The following is a 16,869-nucleotide window of genomic DNA, read 5'->3' on the forward strand; positions in this document are numbered from 1 at the left end:
GCCATCGTGAAAAACAGGTATACCCCCGGGTCATTCCACCGTCGCTCGACGTGGCTGGTCGGGGGAGTCTGGGAGCGGAAGTTGCCAGCACCGTTCCGGAGAAGCTCGTATGCACACGAACCACGCGACGCACAGTCCGAATGCCGTCAGGAGCGGCAGCGCACCGGGCATGGATGACAGGCTGATGATCTACCGCTGCGTGCGGTGCGACAAGCTGCTCGCGCCGATAGCGTCCGGATGTTCGTCCTGCGGATCCGGTGAGCTCGAGCGTGTGCCCTCGTCGGGTACCGGTTCCGTCGTGTCGTGGCGGGTGGTGGATCGCGCCCCCACCGACAGGCAGGGCGGGTTGGTGCCGCTGACGATCGCCATCGTGGAACTCGACGAAGGCCCGTGGGTCTACACATCGCTCGAAGGGGAGATCCCCTCGTCTTCGGGCCGGTCGGTACGCGTGCGATTCCAGCCCCATCCCCCGGAAGGCAGGTTCCCGGTCTTCGAGGTCAGTACCGATTCGCGGAGCCCATCGTGCGCAGCTCCGCCGCACCTTTCTGCGCAGGAGTAGTAGCGGTGCGCCGCTCATAGGGCATGGCGGCCCACCCGCATCCGTCCCGGCGACAACGCGCAATTGGCCCTCGCTTCCTGCCACTATCGTGGACTCACTCTTACCGATCGGAATAGTTGAGGAGAACCGGCATGGGACGTTTTGTCCCTCGTGCGTTGACCGCGGCGGTGTGTGTGGGATGGGGCGGTATCTGCATGGCCGGCCTCGCGCCGACCGCCGCGGCCGCGCCCTCGATCTACGAACCGAGCATCACCCCGTGCAGTCACCTGTTCACCACCCCGCTCGAACCCGGTCGCCCCGGTACGAGCACCTATTGGAGCCCGTTCGGCACCGCCGACATCGTCTGCTACGACGTCGGTTCGATGCCGGTGAGCTACTACCAGCGCGACCCGGCGGGACAGTGGCATGCGATGAACCAATTGATCCCCGGCAACTACTTCATCAACATCTTCGGCTACGGCCACCTGCCCGCATAACAAATCGGTTGCCTGTCGACGAGGACGCTGGATCCAATGTGCGGCATGGTCGTTCAGGTGCGCCCGCCACGGCGAGATCGAGATGCACACGCACTACGGGCGTTGCCATTCCGGGCTCCGGACAAGCTGCAACCGAATCGCCGCAGGGGAGACGCCGACGCATGAATACGCCACCACCGCAGGCTGAAGCGATCCGGGCCGATCGATCATCGGTCCGGATCGGCGCTCTCGCTCCGCTGACCCGGCCTGGCTGGGCCGAGGCAGGCCGGCACCTGCTCGCCGGACTCGAGCTGGCTGTCGGCGAAGTCAATGAGGCCGGTGGGATCGCCGGAAGACCACTCGAGCTGGTGGTCCGAGACACCGCGGCTGATCCGCGGCGGGCCGCGGCGGCCGTCGACGAATTGGCTAGCCTCGGCGTGGCTGCCTTGGCGGGCGAGTATCACAGTGTCGTCGCTCGCGCCGCTGCCGCCCGGGCCGACGCCCTCGCCCTGCCTTTCCTCTGCTCATCGGCGGTTCTCGACGCGCTCACCGAACAGCCGACGCGATGGGTCGCGCGCCTGGCCCCGGCGCAGTCTCGGGGCTGGCGGATCTACGCGGACTTCCTGCTCAGCGCGGGCCACAGCCGAATCGCCGTGGCGGCGCAATCGAGCGTCTACTGGGCGGCCGGTGTCCGCATTCTGCGGGACTACCTCGCTCCACGCGGCGGCACCGTCATCGAACTCGACATGCGCGCGCTCACCCCCACGTCGGTGTGTGATGAACTCGCCGACAATCGCGCGACAGCTCTGCTTCTTCTGGTCGGCTACCCGGAGCAGGCAGTGTCGATCGTCGAGTCTGTTCGCCGCGACAAGCGCCTCGCCGAGATCATGATCGGTGCTCCCGCCGGGCAACCGGAGTTCGCCGAATGGGCGAGGTTGTTGGGCGAGCACAGCGCCGAGATCCCGTTCTTGCGCTATCTGCCCGAGCGCCTCGGCCCCTTCGGCACGCGAGTCGAGAAGGCCCTGCGCGAGCGGCTGACCGAAGCGCCCTCCTTCGTCGCCTTCGAGGGCTACGACACGGTGACCGTCCTCGCCCACATACTGCGTTCGCACGGCGCGGACCGGGCCCGCACCGCCGAATCCTGGCCGCGCGTCGCAGTCGAAGGCACCCGCGGGATGATCCGGTTCTCCCGCACGCCGGGCATCAGCGTTTGGCAATGGGCTCGAGCGCCGATCCAAGTCGTGGACCGGGATCCGGTGCGACCCGATAGCTTTCGCGTCCTGCACACCGGCTGAGAGAAACGTCCTGCGCCACGCGAGAGCCGATCGAGCCGAGGTCGACGTCCGGATCGCCGCCGGGCAACACATGGTGGCGATCACCGACAACGGCGGCGGTAGCCGGCTCGAGCACGGCAGCGGTCGGGGACTCGACGGCATGCGCCGGCGCGCCGCCGAGCTGGGCGGTCGATTCGAGGCAGGCCCTTGCACTGCTGGTGGCTTCGCGTCGCGACATGGCTTCCGGTCCGGTCGTAACCGAGATGAGCAGGTTTCGGATCGGACCGCACGGCGCCGCGGCGAGATCCGGCGCTCGGCGGTGCACCGATCACGTCACGGCCGACGCCATCACCCGCTGACCGGTAGTCCTTTCGACGGTGATCTACGACTTTCGACAGAGGCGAATACACCCCGGCAGGGGGATGTCGCAGCGGCGGCGACAGGAAACACTGGAATCACGTCATACGGGATCCCGTGGCGTGAATGCTCAGCGAAACAAGGAGTCGACCGATGCAACAGCAGGAATGGCGGGGGACGGTTGTCGAGAAGTCGCGCGGGTTGTTCGACGGGGCGAACCTGTACCGGCGCTTGACCGTCCGGCTGTCGGACGGCAGTACCGTGAACGTTCGGGTCGACCGGAAACTGTGGAAAACAGTGCGAGCCGGTGATTCGGTGACCAAGCACGTGGGAGCCGATCCGGTGAAGGACTGACGCGCCCGCAGGCCGGCCCCGGCGTTCCTCGAGTCCGTAACGCCGGGACAGTGGAAGCTTCCTCGACGCCGTCCGACCGGCCTGCACACCGATATCCGAGGCACACCTCGACCGACCGCTCGTGCGGCTTGTCTCCCTACAGCCCGAGAACTCAACCAAACGTTGTGACCGACAGCTGGTTCGGTTGTTTGATCGCCCATTCCCCTGGTTGCATTGCCTTCGATCAATGCGGGATTGTCCGGATTTGGTGGTGCGTCGACGCGTTCCCCCCGCTCCCCCGGCACTCCGCACGGCCCGCATCTCGAACGGAGGAACATGGAGATCGGACTGAAGCGGCTGATCGATGAGCAATCGGGCGCGTATGTCGAGGAGAGCAGACAGTTCAATGCGGCCGCGAAAGCTGTCGCGGGCCCGACCACTGTCGAGGAGCTACAGCAGGCGCGGGAGAGGCAGGCCGGGTCCCGCACGCCGGCGGGCAACCGGGCTACCCAGCACACCGCCCAATCCGGTGGGCGTCGAGTTCCCGTGCGGATCACCGTCCCCCGGGAGACCGAGATCCGGGGCGCTTATCTCGACATCCACGCTGGAGGCTTCTATCTCGGATCGGCGGCGAGCGGGGATGCTCGCAACGCTCATCTCGCCGACGCCCTCGGAGTGGCCGTGGTGAGCGTCGAGTATCGGCTGGCGCCCGAGCATCCGTGGCCTGCGGCGCCCGACGACTGCGAGACCGCGGCCCTCTGGCTCCTGGAACAGGCGGAGTCGCTGTTCGGGACAACGGTACTGGCGATCGGCGGAGCATCGGCGGGATCCACGTTGGCCGTGAGCACTCTGCTACGGCTGCGAAAGCGGAGCCTGACCGATCCGTTCGCCGGTGCCGTCCTGCAGTTCGGCGCCTATGACCTCAGCGGGCGATCTCCCGGCGGCAAGCTGTACGCCGACGAGTTCTTCATTCAGGCGTACGCCGGCCACGTCGCCGATCGGACCGACCCCGATATCTCCCCCCTCTACGGCGACCTCGGTGGCCTACCACCGACGCTGCTGGTGGTCGGTGGACTCGATATCCTGCTCGAGGACAACCTGGCGATGGCCGCCCGGCTCTCCGCGGCGGGCAACGAGGTGGACATCCGGGTGTATCCCGAGTCCCCGCACGCGTTCACCTACCGTCCGACCGGCATGGCCGCCGTCGCCCTTCGGGGTATCGAAACGTGGTTGGCAAACCGCCTGACCAGGGCGTAGATTGCCGCCGGCCTACGCCGGATCCGCGCGAAGCGCGGCGATCGTCGCGCGCAGGGACTCCGCGGTGGGTGTCGGTTCGATGCCGAAGGCCGCGGTCGCGGCGGAGGAATCGATGATGAACGGGCGATCGAACTGGTAGCGCATCTCGCGCATCTCGCGGGCGTCGGGATCGAAGAGCCCCGCGGCCCACAGCATCGCGGTGGGCATCCGGCTCACGCGCGCGGGCGGCGCGTCCGCCACCGTCGCGGCCAGTCCGGCCAGTTCACGGATGGACATGGGCGGCGCGGTCGGCGTGTGCCATGCTCGGCCCCAAGCACTTTCGTCGTCGGCGACCGCGACCAGCGTGCGAGCGGTGTCACCGACGTCGGTCCAGCTGTGCGCGGCGTCCGGATCGGCGGGGAACTGCGCCCGGCGCCCCGCGAGCACGGCGGGCAGCGCCACCATGGTGAACGCCGATTTCGCTCCCGCGCCGAGGTAGTCCGATCCGCGCACCTCGGCGGCGCGGACGCGGCCCGCCTCGTGCGCGGCCAGCGCCTCAGCCCATATTTCCGCCCGAACCCGCCCCTTCACGCTGTTGGGGCGCAGTGCGTGCCGCTCACTGATCGGGCCGTCGACGGGTCCGTAGCCGTACAGGTTTCCGACGCTGAGCAGCGCGGCGCCGGTCGCCGCCGCCACCCGCAACGCGGCGGCGGCCAGCGGCGGAAAGTCGGTCGCCCAGCGATGATACGGCGGCTGAGCGCACTGGAAGACGACCTCCGTGCCCTCGCAGTGCCGGATCAATGCCTCGGAATCGGTGGCGTCGGCGGCGACGCGCTCGATCAGCGGGTGGTCCGGACCGCTGCCGCGCCGGGTGATCACGCGCACCCGGCTGCCGCGTGCGGCGAGCAACTGGGCCGTGGCCGTTCCGACCGGGCCTGCTCCGATGACGACGTGCAGGGACATGGCATTCCAACCTGTCTGACGTACTTATAGAGAACACTGCTCTCTAATTGACATCCCGAGCCTAAGCCAGAACACCTATCCGAGTCAAGAACACTGTTCACATTCCGTGCAGACGTTCTCCTTTCCGTCCTATGCTCCCTACACTGGGAGGAATGTCCGCCCAGTCACTGCGCGCCCGCGTCCGCTCCGAGATGATCGAGGAGATCAAGGCCGCCGCGCGTAAACGGTTGGCGGTGGACGGCGCGAACTTGTCCCTGCGCGGGGTCGCCCGGGACATGGGGATCGTCGCCTCGGCGCTCTACCGGTACTTCCCGAGCCGCGACGACCTGCTGACCGCGTTGATCATGGAGGCCTACCGAGCGCTCGCCGCCGAAGCCGAAGCCGCGGATACGCGGCTGCCTGCCGCCGATCTGCGCGGCCGCTGGATGGCGGTGTGCTCGTCCGTGCGCGACTGGGCGCAGGCTCATCCGGCCGAATACGGCCTGCTCTACGGCAGTCCGGTGCCCGGATACGACGCCCCGGACGACACCGTGGCCGCCGCCGCGGCCGTGGTCTTCCGGCTTGTCGCCATCGCGCAGGCGGGTGCGGAAAAGCTGACGCCGCCGCCGCTTTCGTCCGCGCTGCCCGCACCCGTGCACGCCGACCTGCGCCGGCTGATCGAGCAGCAGTCCTCCGACTTGCCCGAGGACGTGCTCGACCGGGTCTTCGTGGCGTGGACCCAGCTGTTCGGCCTGCTCGACTTCGAGGTCTTCGGCCGGTTGAACGGCATCATCGATGCCCGCGCCGACTACTTCGCCCACCAGATGAACGTGATGGCCGATCTGGTCGGCCTGCCGTAACCCCGGATTCCGGCTCTCACGACGTACTGCGCACCGTCGCAAGCGTCCTGGGCCGAACGGAACGGGCTCGACCTGCCCCCGACCGGCTCACCTGCGGCGATCACCCGGCGGCGTGTCCGCACCGGAGTGCGGCTACCGCGAGCCGGGCAGCGCTACGGTGACAGCACCGAGATTCTCCGCGTTCCATTCGCCCGACGAAAATCACTCATTCGTGGAGGAACATTGCCGAGCTCGTTCACTCGCAGGGGTTTTCTCTCCAGCGCGGCCACCTCGGCGACGGCCGCGGCCGCCGTCTCGACCGGAGCCGCTCCGGGCAGAGCGCGCGCCGACACCGATCCGGACAAGCCGAACATCCTGGTGATCATCGTGGATGAGATGCGGACCCCCGTGTGGTTTCCCGATCAGCAGACGTTGGACACCGTTTTGCCGAACATCGCCCGGATCCGCCGGGGCAGTGTGTCGTTCGAGAATCACTACACGGCGGCCAACGACTGCACGCCCGCTCGCGGCTGCCTGCTGACCGGCCTCTACGCGCAGCAGACCGGGGTCATGGTCGTGTCGGAGTCGACCTTGTCGCCGCTGTTCCCGACGTGGGGATCCATGCTGCGCGACCATGGCTACGACACCACGTACTGGGGCAAGTGGCATCTCGGCAGCTACCCGGATCGCACCCCGGGCGCGCTGGAAGCCTACGGTTTCCACGGCGGCACCTATCCCTCTCCGAACGGCGCGCCGGGGCAAGGGCTGCAAGCGGACCCGAAGATCGTCGACCAGTTCGCCGACTGGTTCCACAACGATTCCGGCGCCGCGCCATGGTGTACGACGGTGTCGCTGGTCAACCCGCACGACATCCAGTGGTGGCCGCGCTGGACCCGGCGCGACCAATTCAACGCCGACATCCCGCGGTGGATGAACGAACTGCCGCCCAACTTCGAATCCCTCGAACAGCTCTCGCGCAAGCCCCGCCTGCAGATGGCGCTGGTCGAGGTCTCGGCGGTGGCGTTCGGGGTGGCGCCCTACGGGACACCGGAAGCCATGCAGGCTTGGATCGAGATGCGCAACCTGTATCTGTGGGCGCAGCAGCAGGTCGACATCCAGATCGGTCGCGTGCTCGACACTTTGCACTCCCGTCCCGATGTCGCCGCCAACACCGTCGTCGTCTTCACCTCCGACCACGGCGATTACGCCGGTTCCCACGGCCTGCACGGCAAAGGCGGCGCCGCCTACGACGAGGCGCTGCGGGTGCCGCTCTATGTCCACGACCCGCGCGGATACCTGAGCCCGGTGGACGGCACGACCACCAGGGACCAGCTCACCTCCAGCGTCGACTTCACTCCCCTGCTGCTCACCATCGGCACCGGCGGTAACGAATGGCGCGGCGACGGACGCTATGAACATCTCAGCGGGCGCTTCGACATCGCCGCGCTCTGCCGCGACGCGGGCGCGTCGGGCCGCCCGTGGGTCGCGCACACGACCGACGAGGCGTCGATCGAGGAAGCCGCGATCCTGTTCAACCAGGACGCCCCCGGCCACGTCGCGATGGTGCGCACCGCCGAGGCGAAGTTCGCGTCCTATTCCCAGTGGGTGCACGGCCGGATCCAGATCGATTCGACGCGCCCACAGGAGTTCGAGCTCTACGACTACAGCACCGACGGCGGCCGGCTCGAACTAGACAACCAGGCGGCGACCGGGAATCCGCTGCGCGGCGACATGGAGCCGCTGCTCGACAACGTCATCCGCACCGAGATCCAGCAACCGCTGCCGCCGTATCTGCGGGCCGCCCAGGACGAAGGCATCGGCGACTACATCTCGGCGCAGACGAACATCCTGGTGCAAGCCGAACGGATCGGCAACGCGCTGCTGGATGCCGTGCCGAGGCCGTCCTGACTCCTACAGCAGGCCCCGTAATTGCAGGTCCGTCGCGTATTTCTCGATGAGTTCCCGCGATATCTGCGGAATATCGTGCTCGGCGCCGATTTTCGCGGCTCGGACGGCGGAGCGGAACCTTTCCGCGGGAAGTGCCGAGCCGCGAACGGCCGGGGCCGGTCGCCGATACGCGTGCAGCAAGGGCAGGACGGAGGCTTGGCGCTGCCATTCCGGCAGCGCCCGCAGGGCGGTCTCGAACCGGGTGAACCACTCCCGGTAGTCGGCGATGCGCTCGATCCGGTGGCCCGCGGCGATCAGCCAATCGACGAACTCGTCGAGCGAGCGGCCGTCGTCGTGCGGGTTGAGCACATCGAAACTCTGGAAGCCGGTGCCTGCCGTCGCGCCGAGGGCGGTGATCGCGTCCGCGGTGAAATCGGCGGGCAGGCCGTCGTAGTGGGCGCGCGAGCGGTTGCCGTCGGCGTCGGTGCGGTAGAAGGAGAACGGCGCGATCCCCGTGACGATCAGGCTCAGCAGCAGCCGGGTGAAGATATCCGGCACATTGAGCTGGCCGGCGTAGCGCCGGTCGGCGAGGATCATGTCCGACCGGAACACCGCCACCGGCAGTCCGCACAGGTCGTTGGCCTCACGCAGCAGCACCTCACCCGCCCACTTGCTGTTGCCGTAGCCGTTGGCGTAGCTGTCGTCCACCGCGCGGACCGGGCTGATCTCGCGGATGTCCCCGTCCTCGGCGAAGACGGCCGGATCGATCTGCGCGGCCACGGCGACCGTGGACAGATAGGTGAACGGCTTGAGCCGCGTGGTGAGTGCGAGGCGGATCAACTCGGCGGTGCCGACCACGTTCGGGCCGAACAGTTGCCGGTACGGCAGCACGTGATTGACCAGCGCGGCGGGATGCACGATCAGGTCGACGCGGTCGGCCAGCCGATCCCACGTCCGATCGTCCAGGCCGAGGTTCGGCTCCCCGATATCGCCGGGGATCACCTCGAGGTGCGCGGCGGCCAGCTCGCGGAATTCCCGGACCAGCGTGGGATCCCCGGTGTCGAAAGCGCTGTCGAGGCGTTGGCGCGCCGCGGCTGCGTCGGAGCCACGGACCAGGCAGACGAGTGTGCCTGCGGTGTCGTGCATCCGCCGCAGCCACTCCAGGCACAGGAAACGCCCGAGATAGCCGTTCGCGCCGGTGAGCAGCACCGTCCGCGCGGTCTCCGTGGGGCGCGGCAGCGACGGCGCCGCGGCGAGCGTGCGGGCGTCGAGGAACTTGTCGAGCGTCAGATCGGCGGCACGCACCTGCGGCCCGGCACCGTGCACCGTGGTGTACGTGGCGCCTCGTCCGCCGGAGACACGCACGGCCGCGATGTAATCCGCCACCTCGCGCAGATTGTTGGCCGGGCTGATCACCACCGACACCGGCACCTCGACATCGAAGACCTCGTGCAGCAGGTTCGACAGCGACAGCGCCGACAGCGAATCGCCGCCGAGATCGGTGAAGTGCGCGTCGGGACGCAGATCGGCGTCCGCGCAGCCCAGCACGGCCTTCGCCGCGCGGCCCACCGTCTGGAGTACGGGCAGATCGACCGCGCTGCGGCGCAGATCGAGCAGTTCGTTCGCCTGCCCGGCGTCCAGGTCGGCGTACAGCTGCTGCAAGCGCGGCTCGTACCGCTCTCTCAGCTTGGGGCGAAGCAACTTTCCGATGCCCGACAGCAAACCGTTGGCGGTGGTGAACGGCTCCGGCTCGATCAGGAAATCGCGCGGGATCTCATAGGATTGCAGTTCGGCGTCCTTGGCGAGCTGCCGCAGCGATTCGCTCAGCGCCGTTTTCATCTTCTCGAGGTCGCCCCAGCCGAGTACGTCCTCGGTGGGCACGATCACGGCCAGGAGATACGCGCGTTCACTGCTGCCGTACACGAAGATCTGCTGGATCAGCGGACTGGTCGCGTAGACCGCCTCCAGGTGCGAGACCGCGACGAATTCGCCCTGGGAGAGCTTCAGCACGTTGTTGCGCCGATCGACGTAGACCAGGCGATCCGGGGCGAGTTCGGCGACGATGTCACCGGTCTTGTAGAAGCCCTCCTCGTCGAAGATCTCGGCGGTGAGCTCCGGCCGCTTGTAGTAGCCGGAGATCAGGGTGGTGCTCTTCAGCAGCAGCTCACCGCGCGGATGCGGTTTGTCGGTCCGGAAGTAGCCCAGCTCGGGGACGTCGGCGAGCTTGTAATCGAGCACCGGCGGCCGCTGCACCCGTTCGTCGATGACGACGACGCCGCCCGCCTCGGTGGACCCGTACCCGTCGTGCAGTTCCAGCTCGAGCACCGACTCCACGAACGATTTCATCTCCGCCGACACCGGCGCGCTTCCGCAGATCGCCATGACCATGCGTCCACCGAGGAAGTGCTCGCGCAGTGCGGTTTTCACCTGCGCTTCCAGCGCAGCCCGGTCGACGCCCGGCCCGTCGCGCCGATCCACCTCACCCCGGAAGCGCTGGAAGATCATGTCGCACACCCGTGGAACGAAGAACAGCTCGGTGGGCCGCGCCAGCGCGATGTCGTCGAAGAGCGTGGACATATCGCTCTCGGCGGTGAAATAGGCGGTGCCGCCGCGGGCCAGCACGCCGGTCAGCGACCCGCGACCGGCCACGTGGCTCATCGGCATGTAGTTGAGGTTGATCGCGGCGACATCGCGCCGGTTCACCCATCCCCTCGCGACCAGCCGCTGGGAGTACATCGCCCCCTTGGGGGTTCCGGTGCTGCCCGAGGTGTAGATCAGCAGCGCCAGCGGGTCCACACCCTGCTCGGCGGAGAACAGCGGCGCGGGTGGCAGCGACCTACCTCGCGCGAGCACCTCGTCGAGCGGTTCCACGAGCACGGAGCTGCCCGCCTCGGCCAGGCGGGCGCGGGCCGCTTCGAACGCCGAGCGCTGGTCGTCGTCTCCCGGGTGGTAGTCGAAGACGATCAGCCGTTGCGGCCCGGCCTGCGACAGCGCGCACGTCACCGCGGCGTCGAGCAGCTCCGGCGTCGCGGCGAGCACCCGCGGCGCGGTCTCCGCGACGATCGCCGACAGCTGGGCGACCGGCGCATTGGATTGCAGCGGAACCGCGACCAGCCCCAAGTGGATGCAGGCCAGGTCGAGAGTGGTGTAGTCGCTGCTGGTGAAGCCGAGGATGCCCACGAAATCGCCCGCTCGGAGCGGCTCGCGCGTATCACCGTGCCATGCGGCGGCCACGGCGCGCACGCGCTCCCACAGCTCGCCGTAGGTGATCGTGTCGAACTCCGGCAGCAGGCTCAGCGTCGTGCGGCCGCTCTCGCCGGTGCGCAGTTCGGTCGCGCGCGTGCCGAGGGCGGGCCGGTCGGCGTAGCCGACCATGACCGTCTCCACCATCTGGGCGAGCCCCGCGCCGGGCTCGCGAAGCTTCTCGGCGATTTCCGCACGCGGGGTGGCGTTGCGAATGTCGTCGTTTTCCGCGATCAGCCGGGTGATGCGGCGCATGAGCCGCTCCCCGCGTGTTTCGAGTGCCACGACGACCTCCTTCGTCCGGGAACGCGCGTTCACCAAACACGTTAGCTCGCCTAAGTACTTCGGGTGGGCGATAGCGGAGGCAAGGGTCCGTGACACCGGACACAGTGCCGGATATGTCCCAAAGTCGTGCGGTATCCCCTTGCGGCACACGCTCAGCCTGGTGCTGCCGGTACCAGTGTCAACGGGCTCCTGTTACCGGTGCACGGCGCACCGCATGCTCGGAGCATGACACAGACCATATCGCCGGGTCCGGCGGCGGCAACGACGCCCGCCGCCGCTCCGGCCGCCCCACCCGCCGCGCTCGGAGCGCGGCGCTCGCTCGCCGTCCTGGCCGTCATCCTCACCGGCCAGTTCATGGCGGTGCTCGATTCCTCCATCGTCAACGTCGCGATCCCCTCCATTCGGGGTTCGCTGCACACCAGCGGCGCGGCCCTGCAGCTGATCGTCGCCGGCTACGTCATCGCCTACGCCGTCCTGCTGGTCACCGGCGCACGGCTCGGTGACCGGTTCACCCAGCGCCGCACGTTCGTCGCCGGACTTGCGCTGTTCACCCTCGCCTCGCTGGCTTGCGGACTGGCCTGGAACGAGACCTCGCTGATCGTCTTCCGGTTCGCCCAGGGCGTCGGCGCGGCCGCGATGGTGCCGCAGATCATGACGCTCATCCAGCGCACCTTCACCGGTCATGCCCGCGCGCGGGCGCTGAGCGTCTACTCGGCCATCATCTCCGGCGGCATGGTCGCCGGGCAGGTGCTGGGCGGACTGATCGTCAACGCGGACCTCTTCGGCAGCGGCTGGCGCGGAGTGTTCCTGGTGAACGTGCCGATCGGCGTCGCGCTGCTGGTCGCGGCGCCGCGCATACTGCCGCCCTCGGCCCGGCGTCTGGAGCGGCGGCTCGACCTGCCCGGGCTGGCCACCCTCACCGCCTCGGTGCTGTTGCTGGTGTTGCCCCTGGTGCTCGGGCGCGAGCTGGATTGGCCGATGTGGTCGTGGATCGCGTTGATCGCCAGTGCGATCGGCTTCGCGCTGTTCGTGGTGATCGAGCGCATCGTCGCGTCCCGTGGCGGCGAACCCCTGTTCGCGCGGGCGGTGCTCACCGCGCCGGGGCTGGTCTCCGCCGCGGTCGCGTTGTTCGTGATCATGGCGACCTTCGGCGGCTGGATGTTCGTCATGGCGATCCACTTGCAGAGCACGCTCGGCTACAGCGCCCTGCACGCGGGCCTGCTGTTCGTCCCGCTCGGCGTGACCTTCGCCGTCGCCAGCCTGAACTGGGAGCGCATCCCGGCTCGTTTCCACCCGGCGATGATCCCGCTGGGGCTGGTTCTCGGCGCGGCGAGCATGGTGACCCTCGGCGCGCTGCTGCGCGACGGCGCCGAGGTCGGTCCGCTCGCGCTGACCCTGCTCGGCTTGTGCGGCGCGGGCAACGGCATCGCGTTCAGTCCGCTCATGACCCGCACGCTGGCCAAGGTCCCGACGACTTCGGCCGCGGACGCGAGCGGCATCCTGGTGACCAACGTGCAACTGGGCATCGTGGTCGGGATCGCCACTTTCGGCTCGCTGTTCCTCGGCCTCGCGGGCAGCACGGTGACCAGCGCGGCGCACGCGCTGGGCGGCACCGCGATCGCCGAGGGCTGCACGGTCCTGGTGGCGGCGGCTTTCGCGGCCCGCGCCGCGCGGTAGCCGGGCCGCCGTTCGACGATCCTCACGCCGACGTCGTCGAGTGGCACATCGCCGAAAGGATGCGCCGCGCGTTCCGGGCTGGATCGGAAGCCGACCGCTGATGAATTGCGGGCGGACGCGAGCGGAGCCGCCGTCCCCGGGTGGACGACGGCTCCGCTTCTCGCGACTGCTTCAGAGCACGGCTTCGATGGCCGCGACCAATTCCGGCGCCTCGGGGGTGGTGCGCGGGCGGAAGCGGCCCGCGACCTTGCCGTCGCGGTCGATCAGGAACTTCTCGAAATTCCACTGGATGTCGCCCGCGTTGCCTTCGGCATCGGGGGTCTGCACCAGCTGCTGGTAGAGGGCGTGGCGCTGGTCGCCGTTGACGTCGGTCTTCTCCAGCAAGGGGAAATCGACGCCGTAGGTGGCGGAACAGAACTCCTGGATCTCCTCGGCGGTGCCCGGCTCCTGGCCCATGAACTGGTTGCACGGCACGCCGACCACGCTGAGACCGCGCGGACCGAAGGACTCGTGCAGCTCGACCAGACCGGAATACTGCGGCGTCAGGCCGCATTTCGAGGCCACGTTGACCAGCAGGACGGCGCGGTCGCCGACCAGGTCGGCCAGCGTCGTCGATTCGCCGGACAGCGTGCGTAGCGGAACTTCTCGAAGACTCATGCGTATCCGTTCTCGATGCCGTGGATCCACCCCGACGGCCACGCTACCGGATCGGCGGGGCTGTGACCGTTGCGGGCGCGGCGGGTTCCAGCGGGGAACCGCGCTCAGCGCAACCTGGTTCGGCGCATCAGCCGCAGCGACGTCAGGGTCATCTTCAGCTGCTTGTCGTAGGGCTGACCTGCCCGCGCGGCGAGCACCTGTTTCTTGAGCACGCCGACGTTCACCGTGTCGGTGTACTTCAGCAGGCCCTGGTCACCGTGCCGGGTGCCGACACCGGACTGCTTCACGCCACCCGATGGCGTGCCTTTCGCGGCGTAGGTCGCGACGAAACCGTCGTTGATGTTGATATTGCCCGCCTGCAACTGGGCGGCGATCCGCTCGGCGTGCGCGAAGTCCCGGGTCCAGACGCTGGCGTTCAAGCCGTAGTCGGTGGCGTTGGCCAGGCGCACCGCCTCCTGCTCGTCGTCGAACGGGTACACGGTGACGACCGGGCCGAAGGTTTCCAGCGTCGCGTGGGTCATCTCGGGGGTCACCCCGGTCAGCACGGTGGCCTCGTAGAACGCCGGACCGATATCGGGCCGCGCCTGCCCGCCGACGTGCACGGTGGCCCCTTTCGATCGAGCGTCCTCGACATGGGCGGCGACCCGTTCCAGGTGCTGCGGGGAGACGAGGGAGCCGAACTCCGGCGTGTAGTCGTAGGCCCCGCCGATCTTTCCGTTCAATTCCGCCGCGGCGGCGACCAACCGGCGAAGGAACTCGTCATGGATGGAGCGGTGCACGTAGATCCGCTCGATGTGCATACACGCCTGCCCCGAGTTGGCGAACACAGCGAACACCGCGCCGGGGACCACCTCGTCCAGGTTCGCGTCGGCGAGCACGATCATCGGATTCTTGCCGCCCAACTCCAGGCTGCACCCGATGAGGTTGCGGCCGGCCTGCTCGCCGACGATCCGGCCGGTGGCGGTGGACCCGGTGAACATGACGAAGTCCACGTTGTCGATCAGGGTCGGCCCGATATCGGGTCCTTCGCCACACACCACCTGCACCAGACCGCGGGGCAGCCCGGCCCGGTGCAACAGCTCGACGCCGAACAGCACGCACAGCGCGGTCTTGTTGTCCGGCTTCAGCACCACGCCGTTGCCCGCCATCAGCGCGGGCATGGCGTCGGACAGCGCGATGGCGAAGGGAAAGTTCCACGGCGCGATCACCGCGACGAGCCCTTTGGGACGGTGCTGCTCGGTGGAGGTGGTCAGCAGCGGCATCGGGCCGCCGCGCCGCTTCGGCCGCAGCACCCGGCGCGCGGTCTTGAGATAGTGGCTGACCACCATGGGCACGTCGCAGGATTCCTCGACGGCCATGCGACGGGTCTTGCCGCATCCGATCTGGATGAGATCGGCGATGGTCTCCACTTCACCGAGGATCAGCTCGTGCAGCCGTTCGAACACGCGCAGTCGTTCCCGCAGTGGCCGCGCGGCCCATTCCGTCTGCGCGGCCCGGGCGGCGGCGCACGCGCGCAGGACGTCCTGCGGGGTGGACTGCGGAAGCGCACCGACCGGCGCGCCGGTGTAGACCTCGGTCATCTCGAACGGCGCCGCGCTCCCGTCGGCGGCGACCAGGCTGGTCAACCGGGTGATCAGCTCCCCGGTGATCCTGGCGGGCAGGGCGCCCGTCGCCTTGTCGGTGTGTGCTGTGCTCATCGGATCATCTCCATGACGTCGGGCATCGCCGCAGGTGCCGGGCCGGACAGTGCGCCTGAATTAGAACACGTTCCGGTTTCGGATTCATCGTATTCGTCCCCGCCCGCCCTGCCTACCCGCCGCGTGCGAAGAATCCCGCTCACTCCTCCGCGGCGATCGTCAACGCCTGGGTGGGGCAGTAGCGGACCGCGCGCTGCACGTCGGCCCGTGCTCGCGGCTCGGCGACGGCATCGAGGATCTCCACTTTGCCGTGCTTGGGGACGTGGAACGCCTCGGGCGCCTCGTCCTGGCACACGGCATGTCCCTGACACAGATCCAGATCGGCCAGCACTCGCATCGTCGCTCCTTACTGTTCGTTCGATCCCGGGTCGTCCGCGAGCGGACGCACCGGCGCCTCGGGCTGCACCTCGACGAGCACCAGGTGCGAGCCGCGCGGCGTGGACACCACCGCCACCACCGCGGCGGCCAGGTCACCGGCGCGCAGCATGTACGGGTGCCTGGCGAAACCCCAGGCTTTCCAGTCCTCCAGCACCGGGCCGACGATCTCGGGCGTGGAGTCCATGCCCATGCCGGTCAGCGTCGGGCCGGGCCGGACCTGCGACAGACGGATGCCGCTGCCCTCGAGTTCCATGCGCATCTGCGCGGCCATCGCTTCCAGCCCCGCCTTGGCGGCACTGTAGGCGCCCGTGCGCGGACGCGGTTCGGACGCGCAGTCGGAACTGATCAGCACCACGTCGCCGCGCTGCCTGCGCAGCATGCCGGGCAGCACCCGGTGCACGAGGCGCTGCGCGCCGACGAGATGCACCTGCACCTGGCGCACGAACCGTTCCGGATCCATCGCGAATGCCTGTCCGAACTCGATGTCACCCGCGCTGGACACCAGGATCTCGGTGGGTCCGAGCGCTTCTTCGGCGGCGCGCACGAACTCGTCGACCGAGTCGGGCTCGGTGACGTCGAGGCGGTGGGCGAAGGCTTCACCGCCGTCGGCGCGGATCTTGTCCGCCAGTTCGGCGCACTGCTCGGCGCGGCGCGCGCCGAGCGCGACCGGGTGACCCAGCTCGGCCAAGGCCACGGCGGTGGCCGCGCCGATCCCGGAGGAGGCGCCGGAGACGAGCGCGGGCCTGCGCTCGGGATGGGGTGCGAATCTTGGCATTATCGAGTCTCCACGGTGATGGGAAGGTGGGCGAACCCACGCACATTGGACGAATGAACACGTGCGATCCCGGATTCGAGGACGTCGTAGGACCGCACCCGGGAGCCGAACTCGTGCAGAGCGACGGTCGCTTCCAGCCGCGCCAGGTGCGCGCCCAGGCAGAAGTGCACTCCCGCACCGAAACTCGCCAGCCCGGATTTGTCGGCACGATCGATACGGAAACTGTCACCGTCGTCGAACACCGCGGGATCACGATTGGCCGAACCGATCAGCAA

At 68.6% G+C, this 16,869-nt stretch carries 15 protein-coding genes; 8 read left to right on the forward strand and 7 right to left on the reverse strand.

Annotation, left to right across the window (positions count from 1 at the left end):
• Positions 1 to 184: 184 nt before the first annotated feature.
• From NG1_RS38360 to NG1_RS17695, 5 genes are all read left to right on the forward strand, one after another.
• A complete protein-coding gene (locus NG1_RS38360; protein WP_247611021.1) occupies positions 185 to 559 on the forward strand; it encodes a Zn-ribbon domain-containing OB-fold protein in 375 nt (124 codons plus the stop codon).
• A gap of 131 nt (positions 560 to 690) precedes the next feature.
• The gene (locus NG1_RS17680) at positions 691 to 1,035 is read left to right on the forward strand and encodes a hypothetical protein (protein WP_062972179.1); all 345 of its coding nucleotides are present in this window, start codon (positions 691 to 693) and stop codon (positions 1,033 to 1,035) included.
• Between the two features lie 161 nt (positions 1,036 to 1,196).
• Positions 1,197 to 2,309 (forward strand): ABC transporter substrate-binding protein, encoded by a 1,113-nt coding sequence (locus NG1_RS17685; RefSeq protein WP_062972181.1) that lies wholly within the window; start codon positions 1,197 to 1,199, stop codon positions 2,307 to 2,309.
• Between the two features lie 489 nt (positions 2,310 to 2,798).
• Positions 2,799 to 2,999, forward strand: a complete 201-nt coding sequence (locus tag NG1_RS17690; RefSeq protein ID WP_062972183.1) for a DUF7489 domain-containing protein — start codon at positions 2,799 to 2,801, stop codon at positions 2,997 to 2,999.
• 315 nt (positions 3,000 to 3,314) lie between these two features.
• Positions 3,315 to 4,235, forward strand: a complete 921-nt coding sequence (locus NG1_RS17695) for an alpha/beta hydrolase (protein WP_062972185.1) — start codon at positions 3,315 to 3,317, stop codon at positions 4,233 to 4,235.
• Between the two features lie 12 nt (positions 4,236 to 4,247).
• Here the strand turns inward: NG1_RS17695 and NG1_RS17700 are convergent, their stop codons facing one another.
• Positions 4,248 to 5,177, reverse strand: coding sequence for an NAD-dependent epimerase/dehydratase family protein (locus NG1_RS17700; RefSeq protein WP_062972187.1), 930 nt, complete (start codon positions 5,175 to 5,177; stop codon positions 4,248 to 4,250).
• Between the two features lie 152 nt (positions 5,178 to 5,329).
• Here NG1_RS17700 and NG1_RS17705 point away from each other — a divergent pair, with 152 nt between their 5' ends.
• A complete protein-coding gene (locus tag NG1_RS17705; protein ID WP_062972189.1) occupies positions 5,330 to 6,016 on the forward strand; it encodes a TetR/AcrR family transcriptional regulator in 687 nt (228 codons plus the stop codon).
• A 222-nt stretch (positions 6,017 to 6,238) separates the two neighbouring features.
• Positions 6,239 to 7,903, forward strand: coding sequence for a sulfatase-like hydrolase/transferase (locus NG1_RS17710; protein ID WP_062972191.1), 1,665 nt, complete (start codon positions 6,239 to 6,241; stop codon positions 7,901 to 7,903).
• A 3-nt stretch (positions 7,904 to 7,906) separates the two neighbouring features.
• Here the strand turns inward: NG1_RS17710 and car are convergent, their stop codons facing one another.
• Positions 7,907 to 11,380, reverse strand: a complete 3,474-nt coding sequence (gene car, locus NG1_RS17715) for a carboxylic acid reductase (RefSeq protein WP_062972233.1) — start codon at positions 11,378 to 11,380, stop codon at positions 7,907 to 7,909.
• A gap of 255 nt (positions 11,381 to 11,635) precedes the next feature.
• On the opposite strand from car, the gene NG1_RS17720 reads away from it, so the two are divergent.
• Positions 11,636 to 13,087 (forward strand): MFS transporter, encoded by a 1,452-nt coding sequence (locus NG1_RS17720; protein ID WP_084498997.1) that lies wholly within the window; start codon positions 11,636 to 11,638, stop codon positions 13,085 to 13,087.
• Positions 13,088 to 13,258: 171 nt separating this feature from the next.
• Here NG1_RS17720 and NG1_RS17725 read toward each other — a convergent pair whose 3' ends face one another.
• From NG1_RS17725 to NG1_RS17745, 5 genes are all read right to left on the reverse strand, one after another.
• Positions 13,259 to 13,744 carry a glutathione peroxidase gene (locus NG1_RS17725; RefSeq protein WP_062972193.1) on the reverse strand — a complete coding sequence of 162 codons (486 nt, stop codon included), beginning with the start codon at positions 13,742 to 13,744 and terminating at the stop codon, positions 13,259 to 13,261.
• 104 nt (positions 13,745 to 13,848) lie between these two features.
• A complete protein-coding gene (locus tag NG1_RS17730; RefSeq protein ID WP_062972195.1) occupies positions 13,849 to 15,441 on the reverse strand; it encodes a succinic semialdehyde dehydrogenase in 1,593 nt (530 codons plus the stop codon).
• Between the two features lie 139 nt (positions 15,442 to 15,580).
• A complete protein-coding gene (locus tag NG1_RS17735; RefSeq protein ID WP_040864096.1) occupies positions 15,581 to 15,778 on the reverse strand; it encodes a ferredoxin in 198 nt (65 codons plus the stop codon).
• 9 nt (positions 15,779 to 15,787) lie between these two features.
• On the reverse strand, positions 15,788 to 16,594 hold the full coding sequence (locus NG1_RS17740) for an SDR family oxidoreductase (protein WP_062972197.1): 807 nt from the start codon (positions 16,592 to 16,594) through the stop codon (positions 15,788 to 15,790).
• Positions 16,594 to 16,869, reverse strand: a 276-nt coding sequence (locus tag NG1_RS17745; RefSeq protein ID WP_157114097.1) for a cytochrome P450, incomplete at its 5' end; no start/stop codon positions are given. The genes NG1_RS17740 and NG1_RS17745, both read right to left, overlap by 1 nt.

The organism is Nocardia gamkensis NBRC 108242, from assembly GCF_001612985.1.
GTDB lineage: Bacteria > Actinomycetota > Actinomycetes > Mycobacteriales > Mycobacteriaceae > Nocardia > Nocardia gamkensis.